Origin of the sequence: Ancylobacter sp. IITR112, assembly GCF_041415945.1 — a bacterium.
Lineage (GTDB): Bacteria > Pseudomonadota > Alphaproteobacteria > Rhizobiales > Xanthobacteraceae > Ancylobacter.
On sequence record NZ_JBGCUS010000001.1, the window covers coordinates 2,200,183 to 2,221,243 of the forward strand.

Consider the following 21,061-nt stretch of genomic DNA (forward strand, 5'->3'; position numbering starts at 1 on the left):
GGAAATTTCCTTATGAACAAAGAATACGGCAACTCTTGGCCGCAATGTGCCGCTTTCCCCAAATTAGCCCAGCAGATGCAACGCCTTGCACGGGCAGGCGCCGCCCTACACCAGCACCTCCCGCGCTGCGGGGGCGGGCGTGGCGAAGAGGCGGCGATAGCGCGCAATGTCCTCGGGTGTTCCCATCGCCTTTGTGGGGTTGTCGGAGAGTTTGACTGTGGGCCGCCCATCGGCCGAGATGACCTTGCAGACGATGGAGATCGGATCGAGCCGCCCCTGCGGCGCGAAACCGCGGAAATCATTGGTCAGCAGCGTGCCCCAGCCGAAACCCATCCGCATGCGCCCTTGGAAGTGACGGTAGATTCGCTCGATATCACCGATGTCGAGACCGTCGGAGAAGATGGCGAGCTTCTGTCTCGGGTCCTGGCCGCGCGCCTTCCACCAGGCCAATGCTTCCTCCCCGCCCTCGATCGGGTCCTTGCTGTCGATTCGGATGCCGGTCCAGCGGGCGACCCAGTCCGGCGCCTTTTCCAGAAAATGCGTGGTGCCGAACGTATCGGGCAGGATGACGAGGAGATTGCCCTCATAGTCGCTCTGCCAGTCGGCGAGCACGTCATAGGGAGCCTGCGCCAGCGCGGCATCGGTGTCGGCCAGCGCGGCATAGACCATGGGCAGTTCATGGGCGTTGGTGCCCGTGGCCTCCACTTCGCGTCGCAGCGCGATCAGGCAGTTTGAGGTGCCGAGAAAGCGGTCGCCCAGCCCCTCCATCATCGCCTGCACGCACCAGTCCTGCCACAGGAAGCCATGCCGCCGCCGGGTGCCGAAATCGGCCACGCCAGCGCCGCCCAGCGCCTTCAGACGCTCAACCTTCTCCCACACGCGGGTCATGGCGCGGGCATAAAGCACCTGCAGTTCGAACCGGCCCATGCTGCGCAGCACGGCGCGCGAGCGCAGCTCATTGATGATGGCGAGCGCCGGGATTTCCCACATGGTGGTCTCGATCCACGGCCCCTCGAAGGTCAGCTCATACTGCCCGTCGCGCTTTTCCAGGTGATAGGCGGGGAAGCGGAACTGCTCGAACCAGGCGACGAAGTCCGGCGAGAACATCTGCCGCTTGCCGTAGAACATGTTGCCGCGCAGCCAGGTCGATTCCCCGCGCGTCAGGCGCAGCGTGCGCACATGGTCGAGTTGCTCGCGCAATTCGCCCTCGTCGACGAAGTCGGCGATGCGCACGGTCTTGGTGCGGTTGATGATTCCGAAAGTGACCCGCGTGTGGAAGTGACGACGGTAAATCGTCTGCGCCATCAGGAGCTTGTAGAAATCAGTGTCGAGCACCGAGCGGACGATCGGGTCGATCTTCCAGGTGTGGTTATAGACGCGAGTCGCGATGTCGATCATGCGGTAGGCCCCGTTTGCCCGGCTCCCCCTTCTAGAGCATGCCGTCTGAAATTGCAGGCCACGCCGCCCCGTCGCCGGCGCACGCGCACCGCAGCCCTCAACGAAGGTCGTGCCCTTCGGCACTTGGAACCTCCGATCCAATGATTAACTGCGCTCCGACACCCTGCTGGACGGCAGGGCCCCATTCGACAGGAGCACATCGTGGCTGCCACGAAATCCCTCTTCGACACGTTTCGCCTCGGCGACATCATCCTCGCCAACCGCGTCGTTATGGCGCCGCTGACCCGCAACCGGGCCGGCGCTGGCCTCGTGCCCTCCCCGCTGGCGGTGGAGTATTATCGCCAGCGCGCCACTGCCGGCCTCATCATCACCGAGGCGACGCAGATCTCCGCCACCGCGCAGGGCTATCAGGACACGCCCGGCCTGTTCACGCAGGCGCAGGTCGAGGGCTGGAAGGCGATCACCGACGCCGTGCACGCCGCTGGCGGGCATATCTTCGTCCAGCTCTGGCATGTCGGCCGCGTCTCCCACCGCTCGCTGCAGCCTGATGGCGCCGCCCCGCTCGCCCCCTCGGCCATCCGCGCCAACACCAAGACCTATGTGAACAACGGCTTCGCCGATGTGGACGAGCCGCGCGCGCTGGGCCTCGACGAGATTCCCGGCATCGTTGAGGATTTCCGCAAGGCGGCGGCAAACGCCATTCGCGCCGGCTTCGACGGCGTCGAGATTCATGGCGCCAACGGCTATCTCATCGACCAGTTCCTGCGCGACGGCGCTAATAAGCGCACCGACGCCTATGGCGGCTCGATCGAGAACCGCACCCGATTCCTCAAGGAAGTGCTTGAGGCGGTGATCGGCGAGATCGGCGCCGCGCGCACCGGCCTGCGCCTCTCGCCCGTAACGCCCGCCAACGACCTGACCGACAGCGACCCACAGGCACTGTTCAACCATGTCATGGACGTAGTGGAGAGCCTGCACCCGGTCTATGTCCACGTGATCGAGGGCGCCACGGGCGGACCGCGCGATATCGTTCCCGACTTCGATTTCGACGCGCTGCGCGCCCGCTACACCGGCGCGTGGATGGTGAACAATGGCTACGACAAGGAGATGGCCGAGGCGGCGATCGCCGCGGGCAAGGCTGATCTCGTCGCCTTCGGCAAGCCGTTCATTTCCTCACCGGACGCCGTGGAACGGCTGCGGCGCGGCGTCGCCTTCAACGAGCTGGACCGCGATCATCTCTATGGCGGCGGCGCCAAGGGCTACACCGACTACCCGACGCTGGAGAGCGTGGGCGCCTGAGAGCGCCGCCCCGACACGCGAAAGGCCCGCCACGCCGGCGTGCCTTTTACGTGGGCCAGGCCGAAATTCAGGCGGCGAGCGGCGCTTCCGGCCGCACCGTGCGGACCGACACTTCAACATTCATGCCGAGATAATCACCCGTCAGCCCGGTGAAGCCGCCGCCCACCGGGACCGCCTGGGCCGGATCGCGCGTGACCGCGACGCGGATCAGATTATCGGCGGCGATGGTACCATTGGTAGGGTCGAACTCCACCCAGCCAGCGCCCGGGAGATAAATATCCGCCCAGGCATGGGTCGCGCCGGCGCCGAGTATGGCGGAATCGCCACCATCCAACGCGGGGTCATAGAGATAGCCGGTGACGAAGCGGGCGGCGATGCCCAGCGAGCGCGCCGTCTCGATCAGCAGCAGCGCGAAGTCGCGGCACGAACCGGTGCCCAAATGCAGAGTCTCCAGCGGCGGCTGGGTGCCTTCCTCGATCCGCAGATTATAGGCGAAATTCTGATGGATGCTGTTGTTGATATCAGTCAGCAGCGCCATCGTGTCGGTCGGCCGGGTGGCGACGAACCCCTTGGCCCAGGCCTCCAGCTCCCCGTTCGGGTCGGGGTAATGCGGGTCCAGCATGCGGCCAAGGTCGATCCGGTCGTCCGGGGAATAGACGAAGGGGTAGGATTTCGCCTCCTCCTCCACCTCGAAGACGAGACCGCCCAGCCCATAACGTTCGAGCGTGAGCACGCTTTCGATCCGCAACTGGCTGGCAGGCTCGGCAAAATCGACGATAGCGACGGAATTGCCGAAGACATCGTGGATCCAGCGCACATTGCCATGCGGCGACAGGATGAGTTCGGCGTCGACCAGACGCAGATCATGGCTGTCGCGCGGGCGAAGCATCAGCCGATGCGGCTGGAAGACCACGGGATTGGCGTAGTTGTATTGGGTAACGTGTCGAACGGTCAGGGTCTGCATGATCGGTGTTTCCGGGCGGGGCGGCGCGCGCCGCCGCCAAAAAGGGTCAGCGACAGATGCGCCCCACTATGAAGCCGAGCAGCCCCATCGCCACCAGCGCCCGGAACGAATAAAGCCGCGGCGGAAACACAGAACTGGCCCCCGACCCGGCCGCGCGCGCCGTGCTCTGCGACGAACCCGTGGAAGACGTGGCACCGCCGCCGGGCTGTCCGGTCGACGGACCGGCTGGCTGGCGCTGCGGATTGCCCGAACCGCCGGGCCCGCCATACTGATTGTTCTGATGTTCCATCTCTCGCCTCGCCTCGATGTGCTGATGCGAGGCCTAACGCGCAATGGGTGATTTCGTTCGGCCGCTGCCCCGGGATGACACTGCGGACGAAGGCGCGCGCGCCGTCGCCCTTACAGGCGGCCATTGAGGAAAGCGAGCATTTCCACCGGGCCGCTGGCATTGAACAGCTTCACCTGCCGCCCCCCGCACATGTCGCAGCGCAGGCGCGGCGGGCTCTCGCCATCGGCCGGCGACGCCAGCGTGGCCGCATCGACGCGCCCGAGCACGGAGCGTCGCCCGCAACGCTGGCAATGGGCACACAGCATGGAAGACCGCTCGATCATCTCGCCCTCCCGAGCGCTTTGGCCGGGACCACACGGCCCCCACCGGCATTGGTGACGCGGCGCCCGGCGGCGCTTCTCGCGACTAAGCGGCGGCACATGACGGTGTAGCGACCGCTTAGTCCATATGCGACCGGCAAGACGGAAGCGGCATGTAGGAAAATGGGGTAGCGAAGCAAGCTTCGCTTTGGTGACCACCTATTCCGATGTTTCGGAGTGGTGGGCGCACTAGGGCTCGAACCTAGGACCCGCTGATTAAGAGTCAGCTGCTCTACCAACTGAGCTATGCGCCCCCGCCGCAGACCGTGGCCTTGCGGACGGGGGGTCGTTTAGCAAAGACCTCCGGACCTGTCCATAGGGGGCGACCAGCTTCCTGATCTTTCCACAGGTCGCCGGATTGCCGGCCCCTATTCCTGGAACGCCTCCTCGCGCTTCTTGCGCACGGAAGGCAGCAGCACCACCACCAGCGCGAGGATCGCCAGACCCAGCATCGTCGCGGAGATCGGCCGGGTGAAGAACACGGTGGGGTCGCCACGCGAAATCAGCATGGCGCGGCGCAGATATTCTTCCAGCATCGGGCCGATGATGAAGCCGAGCAGCAGCGGAGCCGGCTCGCAGTCGAGCTTGACCAGCACGTAGCCGACGACCCCGAACAGGGCCATGGTGAACACGTCGATGGCGTTGTTGTTCACGCTGTAGACGCCGATGCAGCAGAAGCCGACGATCAGCGGGAACAGGATGTGGTAGGGCACGGTGAGCAGCCGCACCCAGATGCCGATCAGCGGCAGGTTCAGCACCACCAGCATGAAATTGCCGATCCACATCGAGGCGATGATGCCCCAGAACAGGTTCGGCTGCTCGTTCACCACATTCGGCCCCGGCACGATGCCCTGGATGATAAGCGCGCCGATCATCAGCGCCATGACAGGGTTGGAGGGAATGCCCAGCGTCAGCATGGGGATGAAGGAGGTCTGCGCGCCGGCATTATTGGCCGATTCCGGCCCGGCGACGCCCTCGATCGCGCCCTTGCCGAACCGCTCCGGGTGCCGGGAAATCTTCTTCTCGATCGAATAGGCGGAGAAGGAGGACAGGATCGCCCCGCCGCCCGGCAGGATGCCAAGGAAGGAGCCGAGGAAGGTGCCGCGCAGGATCGGGCCGATGATGCGCTTCAGGTCGTCCCGGGTCAGCAAGAGCCCTTTTACCTTCTGCACCAGCACGGTGCGGCTGTGCTCGTCTTCCAGATTGCGCACGATCTCGCCGATGCCGAACACGCCCATGGCGAGAGCGACGAACTCGATGCCATCGGCGAGTTCCAGCATGTCGAAGGTGAAGCGCGGGGTGCCGGTGTAGACATCCTGCCCCGACAGGCCGAGCAGAATGCCGAGCACAACCATGGCCAGCGCCTTCACCACCGAGCCCGACGCCAGCGCGACGGAGGCAATAAGCCCTAGAACCATCAGCGAAAAATATTCCGGCGGGCCGAATTTCAGCGCGAGGTCGGCGAGGGGCGGCGCGAAGACGGCGAGGAGGAAGGTGGCGACCGAGCCGGCGAAGAAGGAGCCCAGCGCGGCGGTGGCGAGCGCCGCGCCGGCGCGGCCCTGGCGCGCCATCTGGTAGCCGTCAATGGCGGTCACGACAGACGAACTCTCGCCCGGCAGGTTGATCAGGATCGCCGTGGTCGAGCCGCCATATTGCGCGCCGTAATAGATGCCCGAGAGCATGATCAGCGCCGAGACCGGCGGCAGGCCGAAGGTGATCGGCAGCAGCATGGCGATGGTCGGCACCGGCCCGAGGCCCGGCAGCACGCCGATCAGCGTGCCCAGAAGCACCCCGATGAAGCAGTAGAAAATGTTCTGGAAAGTGACCGCGACGGAAAAGCCGAGGGACAGATTGTCGAAGATTTCCATGGACTTGATCCCTCAGTAGCCGCCAAGCCACGGGCCGAGCATGGGCAGCGGCAGGCCGAGGCCCTTGATGAACACCGCCCAGGAAAACGCCACCATGACCACCGCCGAGACGGCGCCGGTGAGGAGGGAGAAGCGCCGGCTCGCCAGCGCGGAGAGGAACACCGCAAGCCCCATGGACGGCCCCAGGCCGAGGGGGCGGATGCCGAGGCCGAACACCACAACCGCCAGCGTCACCAGCCCCAAAGCCAGCCAGGGCCAGCGGCGCAGCCCGATGCCCCTCCCCCCTTCCTCCTCCGTCAGGGGCTGGAGTGTGAGGCCAGTGAGGAGGACGATGAGGCCGAGAAAGCCGAGCAGGCCGGCCAGAATCATCGGGAAATAGCCCGGCCCCATGCGGATGGCGCGCCCCATCGGCAGGTCCATCGCCTGCCAGGCGAAGAAGGCGGCGAGCAGGACCAGCAGCAGGCCGCTGGCGACCTCCTTCGGGCTTTTGATGAAGCGTGTCATGATACCGTTTCCAGCGACCGGCGGAGCGGGCACCGGCCCGCCGCGGCAAGGCGGCGGGCCGGCGGGTACGAAAGAGGGAGCGTCAGTCGGCGAACACGCCGGCCTGCTGGATCACCGGCTTCCACTTGGCGACTTCGGCTTCCAGGAACTTCTGGTGCACTTCCGGCGTCGCGCGCTCCAGCGCCACCGGCTCGGTGCCGAGATCGGCGAAGCGGGAAATGACCTTCGGGTCCTGCAGCGCGGCGACGAGGGCGGCGTTGAGCTTGTCGATCTCCGCCTTCGGCGTGCCCTTGGGCGCGTAGAGCCCGTGCCACACCGCCACTTCGAAGCCGGGCAGGCCGGCGGAATCGAGGGTGGGAATCTCCGGCAGCGACTTCACCGGGGCCTTGGTGGTGACGCCATAGGCCTTCACCTTGCCGGCCTTGATCTGGCCTGTCGTGTTGGTGGTCTGGTCGCACATCAGGTCGATCTGCCCGCCGACGAGGTCGTTCATCGCCGGGCCCGTGCCCTGATAGGGCACCGTGGTCATCTGTGTGCCCAGCGCCGACATGAACAGCATGCCGCACAGATGCGAGGCCGAGCCGACGCCGGCATTGCCATAGATCACCGCGTCCTTGTTCGCCTTCACATAGGCGATCAGCTCGGCCGCGTCCTTCGGCTCCAGCGTCGATTTGCCAATGACGGTCATCGGCACGTCGGTGACGAGGCCGACTTCCTCGAAATCGGTCAGCACATTGTAGGGCAGCTTGCGGTAGAGCGTGGCGGCGGTCGCCTGGCCGATATGGTGCAGAAGAATGGTGTAGCCGTCGGGGGTGGCCTTCGCCACCTGGCCGGCGCCGCGCGTGCCGCCGGCGCCGCCGACATTCTCCACCACCACCTGCTGGCCGAGAGTGCGTGACATGGATTCGGCGATCAGCCGCGCCACCGTGTCGGTCGGCCCGCCGGCCGAGAACGGCACCACCATCGTCACCGGACGGTTGGGATAATCCTGCGCCTGCGCCGAGGCGATGGGCAGCGCCGCGAATGCCAGCGCCGCCAGCGCGGCGGCCGCCCCCTTGAATGTGGTCATGCGTCCCTCCAGAGACTTGTTGAGCCCGTTTGACTGCAAGGCTACCCGTTGGGCGGGCGCCTTCTTGTTGGGCGGTTAGGCCACCACCCGCGCAACCCAGCGTCAAGTGGGACCGCCTAGCACTTTGGTTCCTGGGGTACGCCGCGCTGCCGCCGCTGTGCCGTCTGGCCCCAGCCGGTCAGGCGTCGAACGCCATGCTCGGCGAGGAATCCGTATCGAACTGCGCGAAAATCACGGAAAACCGCTCGGGGTTTATGGTGAAATCATCGCGGTAATCCTGCCGGAGGCCGCACCCGTCGCCATGGATCGCCCAATAATGCCCCTCCTTCAACGACACCAGGTCGTAGAAGAAATCATCCTCCATGAGCGGGGACATCAACGCCAGAATCCGCACACCTCGCGGCGAAAACGCCAAATTCGTGAAGCCTGCCCCCAGATTGCCGACGATATGCGTGGCACCTGAGAACATTCGCACCTGCTCTTCAAAAGTGAGATTGCCGCAATTTACAATCTCATACCCACGGCGCCGCACGATCTCGATAATCTCGGCGTCGTTCATCATTTTTCGATTGGGCGAATCCACATTGCGTGAAATATAAATTTTCTTATGCTGTGACATCCCATCGCTTGCGACGGCCTGCGCAATGCGCTCAAGAGCTTCAACGCAAATTCTTGACTTTATCCAGGGATGAATGGTCACGGGGCTCGCATATATGACCCTGTCGACCCTCGCCAGATCTTTATACCAAACAATATTGGCAGGGTTCACCCCGAGAAACGCCAAGCTTTGAACATAGACGTTATTGATTTTGTCGTTTCTATCAATCAGAATTATTTTTAATGCTGATATATCATACGCTCTTTCGATCAGCAGGAGCCGTGGCAGCGACTCGACGAGCCAATGGCCGTAATTCTCATCTCCGCATTGAGAGAGGATCGCGGCCCGTCCCTCAATCGTCTTTTCCGCTTCGGCATAATTATAGAATGACAGATTAAATGTCGGCGAGATCGGCACGATCAGCCCGAAGGTCAGCGTCCTGTGCCTGTTGACAACGCACTCGGCAATAAGGCTTCCATCCAGGGTGATGACCAACCCCTCATGGGCCACATACCCCCCCTCGATCTCATGCACCCACGCCTCCGGCGACTGCACAACCGGCGTGTGGAACATCGATTCCGATTTTTTGATATAGTCGTTCCGATCGAAAATGAGCGGTTTTACCCGCTTGTATTCTTCCGATTTTGAGTGGCCGACACAGTCGGGATATTTTTCCCGCATCCGCTCGGTCCTCACCATCCGTACATGTCCACGCAATGCATTGGCGATCAGACGGATAAATTTAGAGAACCTATAGATCAATGCGGAATAGAAATCGGCGGCCTTGGCAGCGAAATATTTGGCATCAATCATACTCAACCAGCCTCTGACGCTGTCGCCTGGCCCATCAACGGTCGTGGAATGCACATCTTCCCGTGACACGGCATGAAGATACCCTCGGCCGTGGCGCGTGTCAGCAGCGCCCCGGCCTAGGCCGGACGCGCAACGGCACTCTAGGAACCCGCGCCGCGACGTTCCATATTCGCGGCATGATTCAGCAGCCGCCGCCCCTCGTCGTCGAAATCGCCTGGCAGGAGCCGTGGCAGGCCGCGCGCCGGCTTGGCCGTCCTGCGGGCGCGCCGGGGCCGGGCCTCACTTTCCTCGACAGCGCCATGCGCCACCCCGTCCTCGGGCGCTGGTCCTATGTCATGGCCGAACCGTTCGGCCGCTTCCGCAGCGAAGGCGGAACGGCGCGCTGGGATGGCGAGCGCATCCCGGGCCCGCCGCTGGAGGCGCTGCGCGCCCGGCTCAAAGCCTATGCCCAGCCGCGCCTGCCGGGCGAGGCCGGCTTTCAGGCCGGTGCGGCGGGCTATATCGCCTATGAGGCCGGCCGGCTGTTCGACCGCTTCCCCACCCCGCAGGCGGAAGCGGGCGAAGAACCGGAAATCGACCTCGGCTTTTACGATGTGGTTGCCGCTTTCGATGTGGTGGCGGAACGGGCCTTCCTCATTTCCACCGGCTGGCCGGAAACCGACCCCGCCGCCCGCGCCCGCCGCGCCCGCGAGCGGCTCCAGGAGACCAGCGCCCGGCTGGCGACGCCGGAAGCCCCATTGGGCGCGCCGGTGCGCGCGCGCGGCTGGCGGTCCAATTTCGATGCGGAAGGCTACCGCCGCGCGGTGGCGCAGGTGATCGACTACATCCGCGCCGGCGATATCTTCCAGGCCAATTTCACCCAGCGCTTCGAGGCGGAGATCGGCCCCGTCGACCCCTTCGCGCTCTACGACCAGCTTCGCCGCGCCAACCCGGCGACCTTCGCCGCGCTGATCGTCAATGAGGACCGGATCATCGCCTCCTCCTCGCCGGAGCGCTTCGTGAAGCTCGTCGGGGAGGAAGTGGAGACGCGCCCGATCAAGGGCACGCTGCCGCGCTCGGTGGAGCCGACGCTCGACGCCTTTCGCGGCCGTGCGCTCGCCGCCAGCGAGAAGGACCGCGCCGAGAATGTGATGATCGTCGATCTGCTGCGCAACGATCTCTCGCGCGTGTGCCGGCCCGGCACGGTGAAGGTGCCGCGCCTGTGCGGGCTGGAGACTTATGCCAATGTCCACCACCTCGTCTCCGTCGTCACCGGCGCGCTGAAGGAGGGGCGCGACGGCCTCGACCTGATGGCCGCCTCCTTCCCCGGCGGCTCGATCACCGGGGCGCCGAAAATCCGCGCCATGGAGATCATCCACGAACTGGAAGGCCGGCCGCGCGGGGTCTATTGCGGCTCCATCGGCTATATCGGCTTCGATGGCGCGATGGATTTCAACATCGCCATCCGCACCGTGACGGTGGAGGATGGGCGCGCCAGCTTCGGCGTCGGCGGCGGCATCACCACCCTCTCCGACCCCGCCGCCGAGCATGCGGAAAGCCTGACCAAGGCGGAGCGGCTGTTCCGCGCCTTCACCGAGGGGGCGGCGCCGTGATCCTGCTGATCGACAATTACGACAGCTTCGTCTTCAACGTCGCGCGCTACCTGACCGAACTCGGCGAGGAGGTGGAGGTGGCGCGCAACGACGCGCTGGACCTCGCCGCCATCGAGGCGCGGGCGCCGGAGGCGCTGGTGATCTCGCCCGGCCCCTGTTCGCCCAACGAGGCCGGCATCTCGCTGGAAGCGGTGCGGACGCTGTCGGGCAAGCTGCCAATTCTCGGCATCTGCCTCGGCCATCAGTGCATCGGCCAGGCATTTGGCGGGCGCGTCGTGCGGGCGAAGGAGCCGATGCACGGGCGCGCCTCGCTGCTGCGCCACGCCGGCACGGATGTGTTCGCCGGCCTGCCCGCGCCACTGCCGGCGGGGCGCTACCATTCGCTGGCGGTGGAGCTGGACGCGGACGCCCCGCTGATCGCCACCGCCTGGAGCGAGGATGGCGAGATCATGGGCCTCGCCCACCGCACCCACCCGACCTATGGCGTGCAGTTCCATCCGGAATCGGTGCTGACCCCGAACGGTTATGAGCTGATGGCGAATTTTCTCAGGCTGGCGCGGGCGCGGGAGAGCGCGGCGTGAGCGGCGTCGTTAGCGTCGAGGATCGCGGCTTCACCCTGGGCGACGGCGTGTTCGACACCGCGCTGGCGCTGGACGGGAGCATTTTCGCCCGCGCGCGCCATGTCGGCCGGCTGGTGGCGGCGGCGCGGCGGATCGGCATCGCCCTTGAGGCGGCAACGGTCGAGGCGGCGCTGGACGCGGCCCTGACCGCGGAGCCGGCCATTCTGCGCACCACGGTGACGCGCGGCACGGCGGCGCGCGGCCTGTGGCCGACGAGCGCGGGGGCGCCGACTGTCGTGGTGACGCGCGCGCCCTGGTCCCCTGCCCTCCTCGGCCAGCCGGCGCGGCTGATCACCGCCTCCGGCCGGCGCAATGAATTCTCGCCCACCGCCAACCTCAAGACGCTGGGCTATCTCGACCATATCCTCGCCGCGCGCGAGGCGGCGCACGCCGGGGTGGACGACGCGTTGCTGCTCAACACGCAAGGCCGCGTCGCCTGCACCACCATCGCCAATGTGTTCGCGCTCATCGCCGGGCGGCTGGTGACGCCCTCGCTCAGCGAAGGCTGCCTGCCCGGCATCATGCGGGCGCTGGTGATCGAGGCCGCCCCCGCGCTCGGGCTCGCGGTGGAAGAGCGGCCGCTAGCGCCGGCGGCGCTCACCGGGGCGGACGCGGTGTTCCTCACCAATTCCGTGCGCTTCCTCCGCCCGGTGACGGCGCTGGACGGCGTTGAACTGGGCGAGGCGCACGACACCCTACGCAACCTGCAGGATATTATCTGGCGACAAACTATCGCCGAAAAATAAGCACGACGCTCACCTTGCGACTTCTTGCGTTCGCGGTAGAGGACGCGAGACATGGCGTCATCATATTTTTGACGCTTTCTTGACTGGGAGCGTTTTGCGCCGGCGAACCGGCCCAGACACGCCGCAATTATTTGAAACCTTCCGGCGGCGGCGGCGTTGAAGACCACCGCAAAGCTGCCGGAGGTGCCCATGCTTCGCCTGACCCGCCCCCTGCTCGCCGCCGGGATTGGCGCGAGCCTTCTCGCCGGCGTCGCCACACTGCCCGCCTTCGCGCAGAACGCGCCGATACGGCTGGCGCAGGCCGGCCCGCAGGGCGGCGCCGCGACGATGGACGTGAACCTGTTCTATGACCAGCTCGGCCGCTTCGGCACCTGGGTGGCGCATCCCGATTACGACTATGTCTTCATTCCCAGCGATGTCGGCCCGGGCTGGCGCCCCTATCAGGAAGGGCGCTGGGTGTGGACCGAGCAATATGGCTGGTACTGGGAATCCTATGAGCCCTTCGGCTGGGCGACCTATCATTATGGCCGCTGGGGCTATGACCCCGCCTATGGCTGGTTCTGGGTGCCGGGCGACACCTGGGCGCCGGCCTGGGTGACGTGGCGGCGCGGCGGCGGGCGCACCGGCTGGGCGCCGATCGCGCCGGACCGCGCCGGCTTCGCCACCGGCCGGCCGGACCATTACGCCCCGCCGGTGGCGGAAAGCTGGGTGTTCGTCGAGGACCGCTACATGGCGGAGGAGGACATCGCCGTCCATATCGCGCCGATCCCGCAGATCAGCGTCTATATCGCCGCCGCGCCGGACGTGTATGAGCCGAGCTGGAATGACGGCTATTACGTCAATCGCGGCTTCGGCTACCGCGTCTATGACGCGCCGGTCCGCGAACGGCTGGTGACGCGCGAGGTCTATTATGTCGACAATCGCGACGACGTGTTCTTCGACGGCAATGGCGGGCGTCTCGGCATCTTCGCGCCGCGCCTCGATTTCAGCGACCGGCGCGGCCCGCCGCCGCGCTATGTGCGCGAGATCGAGCCGGACCGCCGGCCGCTGATCCGGCAATATGTGCGCGAGGACAGTGACGTGCCGGGCTGGCTCGCTCCCTCGGCGGCGCTGCTCAACGTGCTCGACCCCGACCGCCGCCGCGACCTGCGCGAACGCCGCTTCGACGACCCCGACCGCTTCCGCCGGCAGGTGCGCGAGCTTGAACGCGAGCGGGCCGACCGGATCCGGGAGGAGCGCCAGCAGGCCGAGGCCCGCGCCGATGCCCTGCAGCGCCAGCAGCGCGAGGCGCTGCAGCAGCGCCGCGCCGTCTATGAAAAGCTGCGCGAGCAGCAGCGCGCCAAGGCGCAGCGTGTGGTGGACCGGGTGGAGAACCAGCCCGGCCCGCGCCCCGGCGGTCCCGGCATGGGGCCGGGCCGTCCCGGTGGACCGGCGGCGCCCGGCGCCACTCAAGGCGCTCCGGGAGGCCCCGATGCGGCTCCGGCGCGTCCCGGGGGGCCGAACACCCCCGGTGGCAACGCGACCCCCGGGCGCCCCGGCGCGCCCGGCACGGCGCAAAATCCGCCCGCGACGCCGTCTCCGGTGCCCGGCCAGCCGCCGGCGGCGGCGCGCCCCGGCCCCGCGCAGCCGCAGAGCAATGCCGACCGGGCCCGGCGCAATCAGGAGATGATCGAGCGTCAGCAGCAGGAGCGTCAGCAGAAGCAGGAGGCGCAGCAGGAGCAGCAGCGCGCCCGCCAGCAGGAGCGCCAGCAGAAGCAGGAGGCCCAGCAGGAACAGCAGCGCGCCCGCCAGCAGGAACGCCAGCAGAAGCAGGAGGCCCAGCAGGAGCAGCAGCGCGCCCGCCAGCAGGAACGCCAGCAGAAGCAGGACGCCCAGCAGGAACAGCAGCGCGCCCGCCAGCAGGAGCGTCAGCAGAAGCAGGAGGCGCAGCAGCAACAACGCCAGCAACAAAGGCAGCAGAACCAGCAGGAGCGTCAGCAGAAGCAGGAGGCGCAGCAGGAACAGCGTCAGCAACAGAGGCAGCAGCGCCAGCAGCCGCCGCAGGCGGCTCCCCAGCAGGCCCGGCCGGCGCCAAACCAGCCGGCGCGCCCGCCACAGGGTCAGCCGCGTCCGCCCGGCGGAGGCGGTGGCGGCGGCGGCGGCGGACAGGGTGGCGGCGGCGGCAAGCCGGGCCAGCCCCCCATCCCGCCCGGCGCCCAGTAGCTTCGGCTAAACCTACAGAGCTCCGGCGACGCCGGGGCTCTGTTCGTGAGAGGCGGCTGCGCTGCGAGGTGCCCGGACCGGCGCGTCCCCTCAATGCAGCGTCGGAAGATTAAAGCTGTCCCAGTCCTCGCGCGGGATCGCCGCGCCGACATGGAAGGCGAAGCCCACCACCTTGCGCAGCGACGGGTCGAGTGCGCAGCGGTACGACACCTCGTACCAGTGGCGCTGGCTGCGGAAGGCGCCGCCCTTGGCAGTGAACACCGCACCCTCCAGCGCTGTATCGCCCGAGGCGTAATCGACCAGACGGTCGGGCTGGAAGTCCGGGCGCCAGGCGTGGATCTGCTCCATCGCTTCGAGATCGCAGATCTGGGCGAGGCGATCCTCTTCGCCCAGCCGCGCCAGTTCGCGGCGCAGGCCCCGGCTGCGCGGACTGTCCAGCGCCTGTTCCGAGAGCATGCGCGCGGGGCATATCATCTCCGGTGCGGCAGACTTTGCGGGCGACGCATGCGCCTGAGGCAACGCCCCGCCCGCGCGCGGCAGGGCTTCCGCCGAGGGCGATGACGGTACGGGGGCTGGGGAAACGACTGGCGCCGGGACGGCACGCAGCGCCGCGAAATCGCGGGAACTGATGATCTCGGTTTCCAGCGCCGGCACGTCCGCCGGCTCGGGAAGACTCCTGGCCCCCACCAGTACAAGGGCCGCCAGCACGCCGAGATGCAGCAGCGCAGAGGCGGCAAGCCGCGCGGCCTCGGCGGCGGAGCGGGCCGGCGGCGGGCGGCGCTCTTCAGCTTCCAGCAGACCGTGGACGGCGCCCGGCAGGGACGAGACGGCGATCATGCGGGATGGGCCGGCACGGGGAGCCTCCGGTGGTCGCCAAAGCCATCCCCGATGCGCCCGGCAGCATTATGGCCGCCACCGCGCGTGCCGCCGCGACAGGCACGCGCCGTCGAATCAAAAAAGCCCCGGCCATCGGCCGGGGCTCTCGTCGTTTCAGGGCGTGCGCGTCGCGCGGAACGGACTATTCCGCCGCCGGCTGCGCCTGCGCGTTCAGGCTGCCGCGCTTGGTCGCCAGCTTGTTGAGCGCGATGATATAGGCCTGCGCCGAGGCGACCAGCGTGTCGGGGTCGGAACCGCGCCCGGTCACCGCCTTGTCGCCATCCTCCAGCCGCACCGAGACTTCCGCCTGCGCATCCGTGCCCTCGGTCACGGCGTGAACCTGATAGAGCGCCAGCTTCGCCTCATGCGGGACGATGGCCTTGATGCAGTTGAACACCGCATCCACCGGGCCGTTGCCCTCGCATTCCTCGGTGACGAGGATACCGTCCACCTTCATCTTCATGGTGGCGCGCTGCGGGCCGTGGCTGCCGGCGATGACGCTGAGCGAGACCAGCTTCATGCGGTCATGGGCGGCGGCGATCTCGTGATCGACCAGCGCCTCGATGTCCTCGTCATAGACCACCTTCTTGCGGTCGGCGAGTTCCTTGAAGCGGCTGAAGGCGTCGTTCAAAGCGTTCTCGCCCAGCTCGTAGCCCAGCGCCTTCAGCTTGTCGCGGAAGGCGGCGCGGCCGGAATGCTTGCCCATCACCAGCGAGGTCTTGGACACGCCGACGCTGTCGGGGGTCATGATCTCATAGGTGGTGTTGTTCTTGAGCATGCCGTCCTGATGGATGCCGCTCTCATGGGCGAAGGCATTCCGGCCGACGATGGCCTTGTTGTACTGCACCGGGAAGGAGGTCACGGCCGAGACCAGCTTGGAGGCGCGGGTCAGCATGGTGCTCTCGATGCCGGTGGCGAAGGGCAGCACGTCGCCGCGGGTGCGGATGGCCATGACCACCTCTTCCAGCGCCGCATTGCCGGCGCGCTCGCCGAGGCCGTTGATGGTGCATTCGATCTGCCGCGCGCCGCCGGCCAGCGCCGCCAGCGAATTGGCCACCGCGAGGCCGAGATCGTCATGGCAATGGGCGGAGAAGATGATCTGCTCGCCATTGGGCACGCGGTCGAGGATATAGGCGCGCACCTGGCGGAACATCGCCTCATATTCCGACGGGGTGGCATAGCCCACCGTGTCCGGCAGATTGATGGTGGTGGCGCCGGCCTTCACCGCCGTCTCCACGCAGCGCGAGAGATAGTCGATGGGGGTGCGGGTGGCGTCCATCGCCGACCATTCGATGTCGTCGACCAGGTTGCGCGCCTGCGTCACCGTGGCGGTGATGATGTCGATCACCTGATCCTGCGTCTTGCGCATCTGGTGTTCGAGATGGATCGGCGAGGTGGAGACGAAGGTGTGGATGCGCGGGCGCTGGGCGAACTTCACCGCCTCGCCGGCGCGGGCGATGTCAGCGGGAATGGCGCGGGCGAGGCCGGCGATGACCGCGCGCCTGGTGCGGCGGGCGATCTCGGCGACGCTCTCGAAATCGCCATTGGAGGCGATGGGGAAGCCGGCCTCGATCACGTCGACGCCCATCGTGTCGAGGAGATCGGCGACTTCCAGCTTCTCTTCCAGCGTCATCGAGGCGCCGGGGCACTGCTCGCCGTCGCGCAGCGTGGTGTCGAAAATGACGACGCGGTCATGAGGGTTGGACATGTGGGCTTCCTTCTCGGCTCCGGCACCGGGAGCGGCAGGGCCTTCTGGCCCTCGCGGCATCGTCCGGTGCAATTCTGACAGTGTGGCGGGAGGCGTCATCCCCTGAGCGCCCAGGCGCGAAGCCCGGCCGGCCCTCAGGGGCGGCTAAGAAGAAGGAGCCCGGACGCAAGAAGAGCCTTCCCCGCAAACCGCAGCGCGGTCGGGGTCGCGGAAGAACGGCGGGCGGACGAAGTCGTCACGGCTCGGCTCTCGCGAGGTTGCTCTGGCGCAAGGTCATAGCCGAGCGCGGGGAAAACGGCAAGGGAGCACGGCAAAGGGCGCGGGCAAAGGGCGCGGGCAACTGTGCGGGCAAGTGTGCGGGCAAGACTGCGCGCCACGGGCCTCGGCGAAAAAGGGCGTCATGCCGGGCCGGCGACCGGGTCTCCGTGCCGGCGGAATGGGGGGGGCGACCGCTCCGCGAAGCGTGGCGATCCGGCCCGGCCCGGCATGACATTCCTCCCCACCGCGCCCGGACAGGCCGGGACCGGCGGGAAAGCGGTGATTCAGTGTCCCCCTTCCACCTTGTGGGTCGGCCGGCGCAGCAGCGGTGCGGCGAAGAACAGCACGACGAACAGCACGGTGAGCACGAGGAACACGTCGGAAAACGCCATGACCTCGGCCTGGATGCGCACCTGCCCGGCCATACGCTTCAGCGCCGCCGTCCCGGCATCCGAGCCCATGGCGGACAAAGCGCGGGTCATGGAATCGAGCCGCTCCACCGCCGCCGCATTCGCCCATTGCACATTCTCGTGCAGGCGGGCGAGGTGGAGATCCCAGCGGTCGTTGAGCACGGTGTTGATGAGGGCGAGCCCCACCGCGCCGCCGAGATTGCGCATCAGGTTGAACAGGCCGGAGGCGTTCTTGAGCTGGTCGGGCGGCAGGGTGCCGAGCGAGATGTTGTTGATCGGGATCATCGCCATCATGATGCCAACGCCGCGCAGGATCTGCGGCACCAGCAGCTCCCAGAAGTCCCAGTCGGCAGTCAGCCCCGTCACCTGCCACGTTCCCACCGCGAAGGCGGCGAAGCCGAAGCCGATCATCGCGCGCGGATCGACCTTGCCCATCAGCCGGCCGGCGATCGGCGCGCACAGGAACATGGCGAGGCCGGAGACGAACATGGTCTCGCCGATCATCAGCGCCGAATAGCCGCGCACCCGGGCGAGATAGAGCGGGTAGAGATAGGTCAGCCCGTAAAGCCCGATACCGACCACGAAGCTGAAGGCCGAGCCGACGGCGAAGTTGCGGTTGGCGAAGGCGCGCAGATCGACCACCGGCTCGCGGGCCATGAAGACGCGGGCGAAGAACGCCACCGCCGACACCGCGCCGAGCACGGCGAAGATGGCGATCCACTCATCCTCGAACCAGTCATTGGTCGGCCCCTCCTCCAGCACGAATTCGAGGCTGCCGAGGAAGCCGGCCATGAAGAGGAGCCCCCACCAGTCGAAGCGGTCGAGCAGAGCGAGGTCGGGCTCGTCGAAGTCCACCAGCGTCACCGTGGTGATGATGACGAAGATGCCGGGCACGATGTTGACCAGAAACAGCCAGTGCCAGGAGAACAGGTCGGTGAGATAGCCACCAATGGTCGGGCCGATGGTCGGCGCCAGCGTCGCCACCAGGCCGATCAGCGGCGCCACCACGCCCTGCTTCTCGCGCGGGAACACGGAATAGGCGGCGGCGAACACGGTGGGGATCATGCCGCCGCCGAGAAAGCCCTGCAGCGCGCGGTAGACGATCATCTGGTCGATCGAGGTCGCGGTGGCGCACATGAAGCTCATCACCGTGAAGCCCACCGCCGAGGCGGCGAACAGCCAGCGCGTCGACAGCGCCCGCGACAGGAAGCCCGACAGCGGGATCATCACCACCTCGGCGATGAGGTAGCTGGTCTGCACCCAGGAGATTTCGTCGGAGGAGGCGGCGAGCCCGGCCTGGATCTCCGAGAGCGAGGCGGAGACGATCTGGATGTCCAGTATCGCCATGAACATGCCGAACACCATGCACAGGAAGGCGAACATGCGCCGTCCCTCGCTGGAGGCGGCGCGGGGCGCGGCTCCGGGCGTGGCTGTGATGTCGGACATGCGCGCCTCCTGAAGGCTCAGCCGCGGGTGTCGACGGTGGCGACCACCGACATGCCCGGGCGCAGTTCCGCCTTGTCGCGGGCGGCCTCATCCAGCTCGATCCGCACCGGGACGCGCTGGACGATCTTGGTGAAATTGCCGGTGGCGTTCTCCGGCGGCAGCAGGCTGAACACCGAGCCGGAGGCCGGGGCGACGCTGACCACGCGGCCATGGAAGGTCTCGTCGGGATAGGCGTCCACCTCGACATCGACCTTCTGGCCCGGATGCAGCCGGCCGAGCTGGGTCTCCTTGAAATTGGCGTCGACATAGACCTGCGCCATCGGCACCAGTGCGGCGATGCGCGTGCCGGCCTGCACCAATTGCCCCACCTGCACCGCGCGATTGCCGACCACGCCGTCGAAGGGCGCCTTGACGACGGTGAAGTCGAGATCGCGCTGGGCCTGGTCGCGGGCGGTCTCCAATTCGTCGAGCGTACGCATGGCCTCGGTACGCTGGGCGTCGAGCACCGCGACATTGGCCTGCGCGGAGATCACCTTGGCCTTGGCGGCATCGACGGCGGCCTGCGCCTTGTCGCGGTCGGCGCGTGCCGTTTCCAGCGTCGCCCGGCTGGAGAACTGGTCCTTCATCAACTGGGTCTGGCGGTTGAGTTCGAGTTCGGCGCGCTGCAGCTCGGCATTTTCCGAGGTGAGCTCCGCCTGCGCCTGATCGACCTCCGCCCGCGCGGCGTCCATCTGCTGGCCATAGCGGGCGATGGTCGCCTGCTGGGTGGCGATCTTGTCTTCCGCCGCCTTGAGCGCGAGCCGATAGTCGCCATCGTCGATGCGGGCGATGACATCACCCGCCTTCACCGGCTGATTGGTGTCGACATCGAAAGCGACGACATGGCCACCGACCTTGGCGGCGAGGATCGAGGTGTCGGCGCCGACATAGGCGTCGTCGGTGGAGACCATGAACCGCCCCACCTGCCACCAGTTCGCGCCGTAATAGCCCCCGCCCGCCAACAGGGCGAGCAGAACCGCCCCCACCACCAGCTTCCTGCGTGAGCGCGGCGGCTGCGTCGGGGCCGTGTCGGCCGGCGCCGGCGGCGCCGCCACCTCGGGCGCCGGCTTGCGCGAAGTGATCGGGATCGGCTCGCCGGCCGGCACCCGCTCCATCTCCGCATCCGGCACTGCCTTGATCTCGGCCTGCGCCATGACCGCCCTCCGTAACGTAACTAAACCGTTTAGTTCATATGCAGCTTTACATATCAAACTAAACAGTTTAGTCAAGTCCTTTGACAACAGCGTTCCGCGCGCCCTATCAGGAGGCTGAGGGTAGCCATGAGCATGACCGACATCGACACCGCCGCCGCGCCCGCGCGCTCGGAACCGGAATCGTCCAAGCGCCGCGACATCATCGACGGGGCGCGGAAGGTGTTTTTCGAAAAGGGCTTCGACGCCGCCAGCATGGATGAGGTGGCCAAGGCGGCCAGCGTCTCCAAGGCGACGATCTATGTCTATTTCTCCAGCAAGGAAGAACTGTTCGAGGCGCTGGTGCACAATGACCGCGCCCGTTCGGCCGAGCAGCTTTTCGAGTTCGACCCCAGCATCGACGATGTCGAGAGCCTGCTGCGCCGGATCGGCATCTCCTTCATGACCATGATGGTGCAGCCCGACCATATCCGGCTGGTGCGCATGGTGATGTCGGTGGCGGAGCGGTTTCCCCGTGTCGGCCGCACCTTCTTCGAGGCCGGCCCCTGCCAGGGCGGGCAGCGCCTCGCCAATCTGCTGCGCCAGCAGGCCGATCTCGGCCGGCTCGCCATCGACGACGATCTCGCCGCCGCCTATGCCTTCTTCAACCTGTGCCAGAGCAACCAGGTGAAGGGTCTGCTGTTCGGCGTCAACGCGCCGCCCTCCCCGGCGGAAATCGCGGCGACGGTGGAACGCGCCGTGCGGGTGTTCCTTGCCTATTACGGCGCGCAGCGGAGCGGGACGCGGCCACCGCGCCGCTAGATCATTTGACTGTTGGGTCGCGTTTTCTTCACGCGAACCGGTATCCGCTTC

General features: G+C 66.9%; 18 protein-coding genes and 1 tRNA gene. 6 read left to right on the forward strand and 13 right to left on the reverse strand.

All coding sequences use genetic code 11. The annotated features are described in order from the left end of the window. Window positions 1–105: 105 nt before the first annotated feature. Window positions 106–1,398, reverse strand: coding sequence for a nicotinate phosphoribosyltransferase (gene pncB, locus AAC979_RS10490; RefSeq protein WP_371346768.1), 1,293 nt, complete (start codon window positions 1,396–1,398; stop codon window positions 106–108). A gap of 201 nt (window positions 1,399–1,599) precedes the next feature. Here pncB and AAC979_RS10495 point away from each other — a divergent pair, with 201 nt between their 5' ends. Beyond that, the gene (locus AAC979_RS10495; protein ID WP_371346769.1) at window positions 1,600–2,697 is read left to right on the forward strand and encodes an alkene reductase; all 1,098 of its coding nucleotides are present in this window, start codon (window positions 1,600–1,602) and stop codon (window positions 2,695–2,697) included. Window positions 2,698–2,764: 67 nt separating this feature from the next. On the opposite strand, the gene AAC979_RS10500 is transcribed toward AAC979_RS10495, so the two are convergent. The 8 genes from AAC979_RS10500 to AAC979_RS10535 form a co-directional block, all read right to left on the reverse strand. Next, window positions 2,765–3,661, reverse strand: a complete 897-nt coding sequence (locus tag AAC979_RS10500) for a transglutaminase N-terminal domain-containing protein (RefSeq protein ID WP_371346770.1) — start codon at window positions 3,659–3,661, stop codon at window positions 2,765–2,767. A 46-nt stretch (window positions 3,662–3,707) separates the two neighbouring features. After that, window positions 3,708–3,950, reverse strand: a complete 243-nt coding sequence (locus AAC979_RS10505) for a hypothetical protein (protein ID WP_371346771.1) — start codon at window positions 3,948–3,950, stop codon at window positions 3,708–3,710. Between the two features lie 110 nt (window positions 3,951–4,060). Next, entirely contained in the window at window positions 4,061–4,273 is a 213-nt protein-coding gene (locus tag AAC979_RS10510; RefSeq protein WP_371346772.1) for a hypothetical protein, read from the reverse strand. A 214-nt stretch (window positions 4,274–4,487) separates the two neighbouring features. Continuing rightward, window positions 4,488–4,563: transfer RNA gene (locus AAC979_RS10515), tRNA-Lys, on the reverse strand. 114 nt (window positions 4,564–4,677) lie between these two features. Next, window positions 4,678–6,177 (reverse strand): tripartite tricarboxylate transporter permease, encoded by a 1,500-nt coding sequence (locus AAC979_RS10520; protein WP_371346773.1) that lies wholly within the window; start codon window positions 6,175–6,177, stop codon window positions 4,678–4,680. A 12-nt stretch (window positions 6,178–6,189) separates the two neighbouring features. Further along, a complete protein-coding gene (locus AAC979_RS10525) occupies window positions 6,190–6,681 on the reverse strand; it encodes a tripartite tricarboxylate transporter TctB family protein (protein WP_371346774.1) in 492 nt (163 codons plus the stop codon). A gap of 82 nt (window positions 6,682–6,763) precedes the next feature. Then, entirely contained in the window at window positions 6,764–7,750 is a 987-nt protein-coding gene (locus AAC979_RS10530; RefSeq protein ID WP_371346775.1) for a tripartite tricarboxylate transporter substrate binding protein BugD, read from the reverse strand. Between the two features lie 178 nt (window positions 7,751–7,928). Next, window positions 7,929–9,215 carry a DUF563 domain-containing protein gene (locus tag AAC979_RS10535; RefSeq protein WP_371346776.1) on the reverse strand — a complete coding sequence of 429 codons (1,287 nt, stop codon included), beginning with the start codon at window positions 9,213–9,215 and terminating at the stop codon, window positions 7,929–7,931. Window positions 9,216–9,337: 122 nt separating this feature from the next. Between AAC979_RS10535 and pabB the strand changes: the two genes are divergently transcribed. From pabB to AAC979_RS10555, 4 genes are all read left to right on the forward strand, one after another. Continuing rightward, the gene (gene pabB / locus AAC979_RS10540; protein ID WP_371346777.1) at window positions 9,338–10,753 is read left to right on the forward strand and encodes an aminodeoxychorismate synthase component I; all 1,416 of its coding nucleotides are present in this window, start codon (window positions 9,338–9,340) and stop codon (window positions 10,751–10,753) included. Next, window positions 10,750–11,334 (forward strand): aminodeoxychorismate/anthranilate synthase component II, encoded by a 585-nt coding sequence (locus AAC979_RS10545; protein WP_371346778.1) that lies wholly within the window; start codon window positions 10,750–10,752, stop codon window positions 11,332–11,334. Before pabB ends, AAC979_RS10545 begins: the two co-directional genes overlap by 4 nt. Beyond that, entirely contained in the window at window positions 11,331–12,119 is a 789-nt protein-coding gene (locus tag AAC979_RS10550) for an aminotransferase class IV (RefSeq protein ID WP_371346779.1), read from the forward strand. Before AAC979_RS10545 ends, AAC979_RS10550 begins: the two co-directional genes overlap by 4 nt. A gap of 189 nt (window positions 12,120–12,308) precedes the next feature. Next, on the forward strand, window positions 12,309–14,321 hold the full coding sequence (locus AAC979_RS10555; RefSeq protein ID WP_371346780.1) for a DUF6600 domain-containing protein: 2,013 nt from the start codon (window positions 12,309–12,311) through the stop codon (window positions 14,319–14,321). Between the two features lie 90 nt (window positions 14,322–14,411). On the opposite strand, the gene AAC979_RS10560 is transcribed toward AAC979_RS10555, so the two are convergent. From AAC979_RS10560 to AAC979_RS10575, 4 genes are all read right to left on the reverse strand, one after another. Then, window positions 14,412–15,158 carry a DUF930 domain-containing protein gene (locus tag AAC979_RS10560; RefSeq protein ID WP_371346781.1) on the reverse strand — a complete coding sequence of 249 codons (747 nt, stop codon included), beginning with the start codon at window positions 15,156–15,158 and terminating at the stop codon, window positions 14,412–14,414. Window positions 15,159–15,339: 181 nt separating this feature from the next. Further along, a complete protein-coding gene (locus AAC979_RS10565) occupies window positions 15,340–16,905 on the reverse strand; it encodes a 2-isopropylmalate synthase (RefSeq protein WP_371346782.1) in 1,566 nt (521 codons plus the stop codon). Between the two features lie 542 nt (window positions 16,906–17,447). After that, window positions 17,448–19,019: a DHA2 family efflux MFS transporter permease subunit gene (locus tag AAC979_RS10570; RefSeq protein ID WP_371346783.1), complete on the reverse strand. Its 1,572-nt coding sequence runs from the start codon at window positions 19,017–19,019 to the stop codon at window positions 17,448–17,450. Between the two features lie 17 nt (window positions 19,020–19,036). Beyond that, window positions 19,037–20,212 (reverse strand): HlyD family secretion protein, encoded by a 1,176-nt coding sequence (locus AAC979_RS10575; protein ID WP_371346784.1) that lies wholly within the window; start codon window positions 20,210–20,212, stop codon window positions 19,037–19,039. 126 nt (window positions 20,213–20,338) lie between these two features. On the opposite strand from AAC979_RS10575, the gene AAC979_RS10580 reads away from it, so the two are divergent. Beyond that, entirely contained in the window at window positions 20,339–21,010 is a 672-nt protein-coding gene (locus AAC979_RS10580) for a TetR/AcrR family transcriptional regulator (RefSeq protein ID WP_371346785.1), read from the forward strand. Window positions 21,011–21,061: the final 51 nt, after the last annotated feature.

What these genes read in the sequence shown, in the direction of transcription:
- pncB (WP_371346768.1), bottom strand. Translation starts at nt 1,398, where the DNA reads ATGATCGACATCGCGACTCGCGTCTATAACCACACCTGGAAGATCGAC.
- AAC979_RS10555 (WP_371346780.1), top strand. Translation starts at nt 12,309, where the DNA reads ATGCTTCGCCTGACCCGCCCCCTGCTCGCCGCCGGGATTGGCGCGAGC.
- AAC979_RS10500 (WP_371346770.1), bottom strand. Translation starts at nt 3,661, where the DNA reads ATGCAGACCCTGACCGTTCGACACGTTACCCAATACAACTACGCCAAT.
- AAC979_RS10565 (WP_371346782.1), bottom strand. Translation starts at nt 16,905, where the DNA reads ATGTCCAACCCTCATGACCGCGTCGTCATTTTCGACACCACGCTGCGC.
- AAC979_RS10520 (WP_371346773.1), bottom strand. Translation starts at nt 6,177, where the DNA reads ATGGAAATCTTCGACAATCTGTCCCTCGGCTTTTCCGTCGCGGTCACT.
- AAC979_RS10580 (WP_371346785.1), top strand. Translation starts at nt 20,339, where the DNA reads ATGAGCATGACCGACATCGACACCGCCGCCGCGCCCGCGCGCTCGGAA.
- AAC979_RS10560 (WP_371346781.1), bottom strand. Translation starts at nt 15,158, where the DNA reads ATGATCGCCGTCTCGTCCCTGCCGGGCGCCGTCCACGGTCTGCTGGAA.
- AAC979_RS10525 (WP_371346774.1), bottom strand. Translation starts at nt 6,681, where the DNA reads ATGACACGCTTCATCAAAAGCCCGAAGGAGGTCGCCAGCGGCCTGCTG.
- AAC979_RS10575 (WP_371346784.1), bottom strand. Translation starts at nt 20,212, where the DNA reads ATGGCGCAGGCCGAGATCAAGGCAGTGCCGGATGCGGAGATGGAGCGG.
- pabB (WP_371346777.1), top strand. Translation starts at nt 9,338, where the DNA reads ATGATTCAGCAGCCGCCGCCCCTCGTCGTCGAAATCGCCTGGCAGGAG.
- AAC979_RS10570 (WP_371346783.1), bottom strand. Translation starts at nt 19,019, where the DNA reads ATGTCCGACATCACAGCCACGCCCGGAGCCGCGCCCCGCGCCGCCTCC.
- AAC979_RS10530 (WP_371346775.1), bottom strand. Translation starts at nt 7,750, where the DNA reads ATGACCACATTCAAGGGGGCGGCCGCCGCGCTGGCGGCGCTGGCATTC.
- AAC979_RS10510 (WP_371346772.1), bottom strand. Translation starts at nt 4,273, where the DNA reads ATGATCGAGCGGTCTTCCATGCTGTGTGCCCATTGCCAGCGTTGCGGG.
- AAC979_RS10505 (WP_371346771.1), bottom strand. Translation starts at nt 3,950, where the DNA reads ATGGAACATCAGAACAATCAGTATGGCGGGCCCGGCGGTTCGGGCAAT.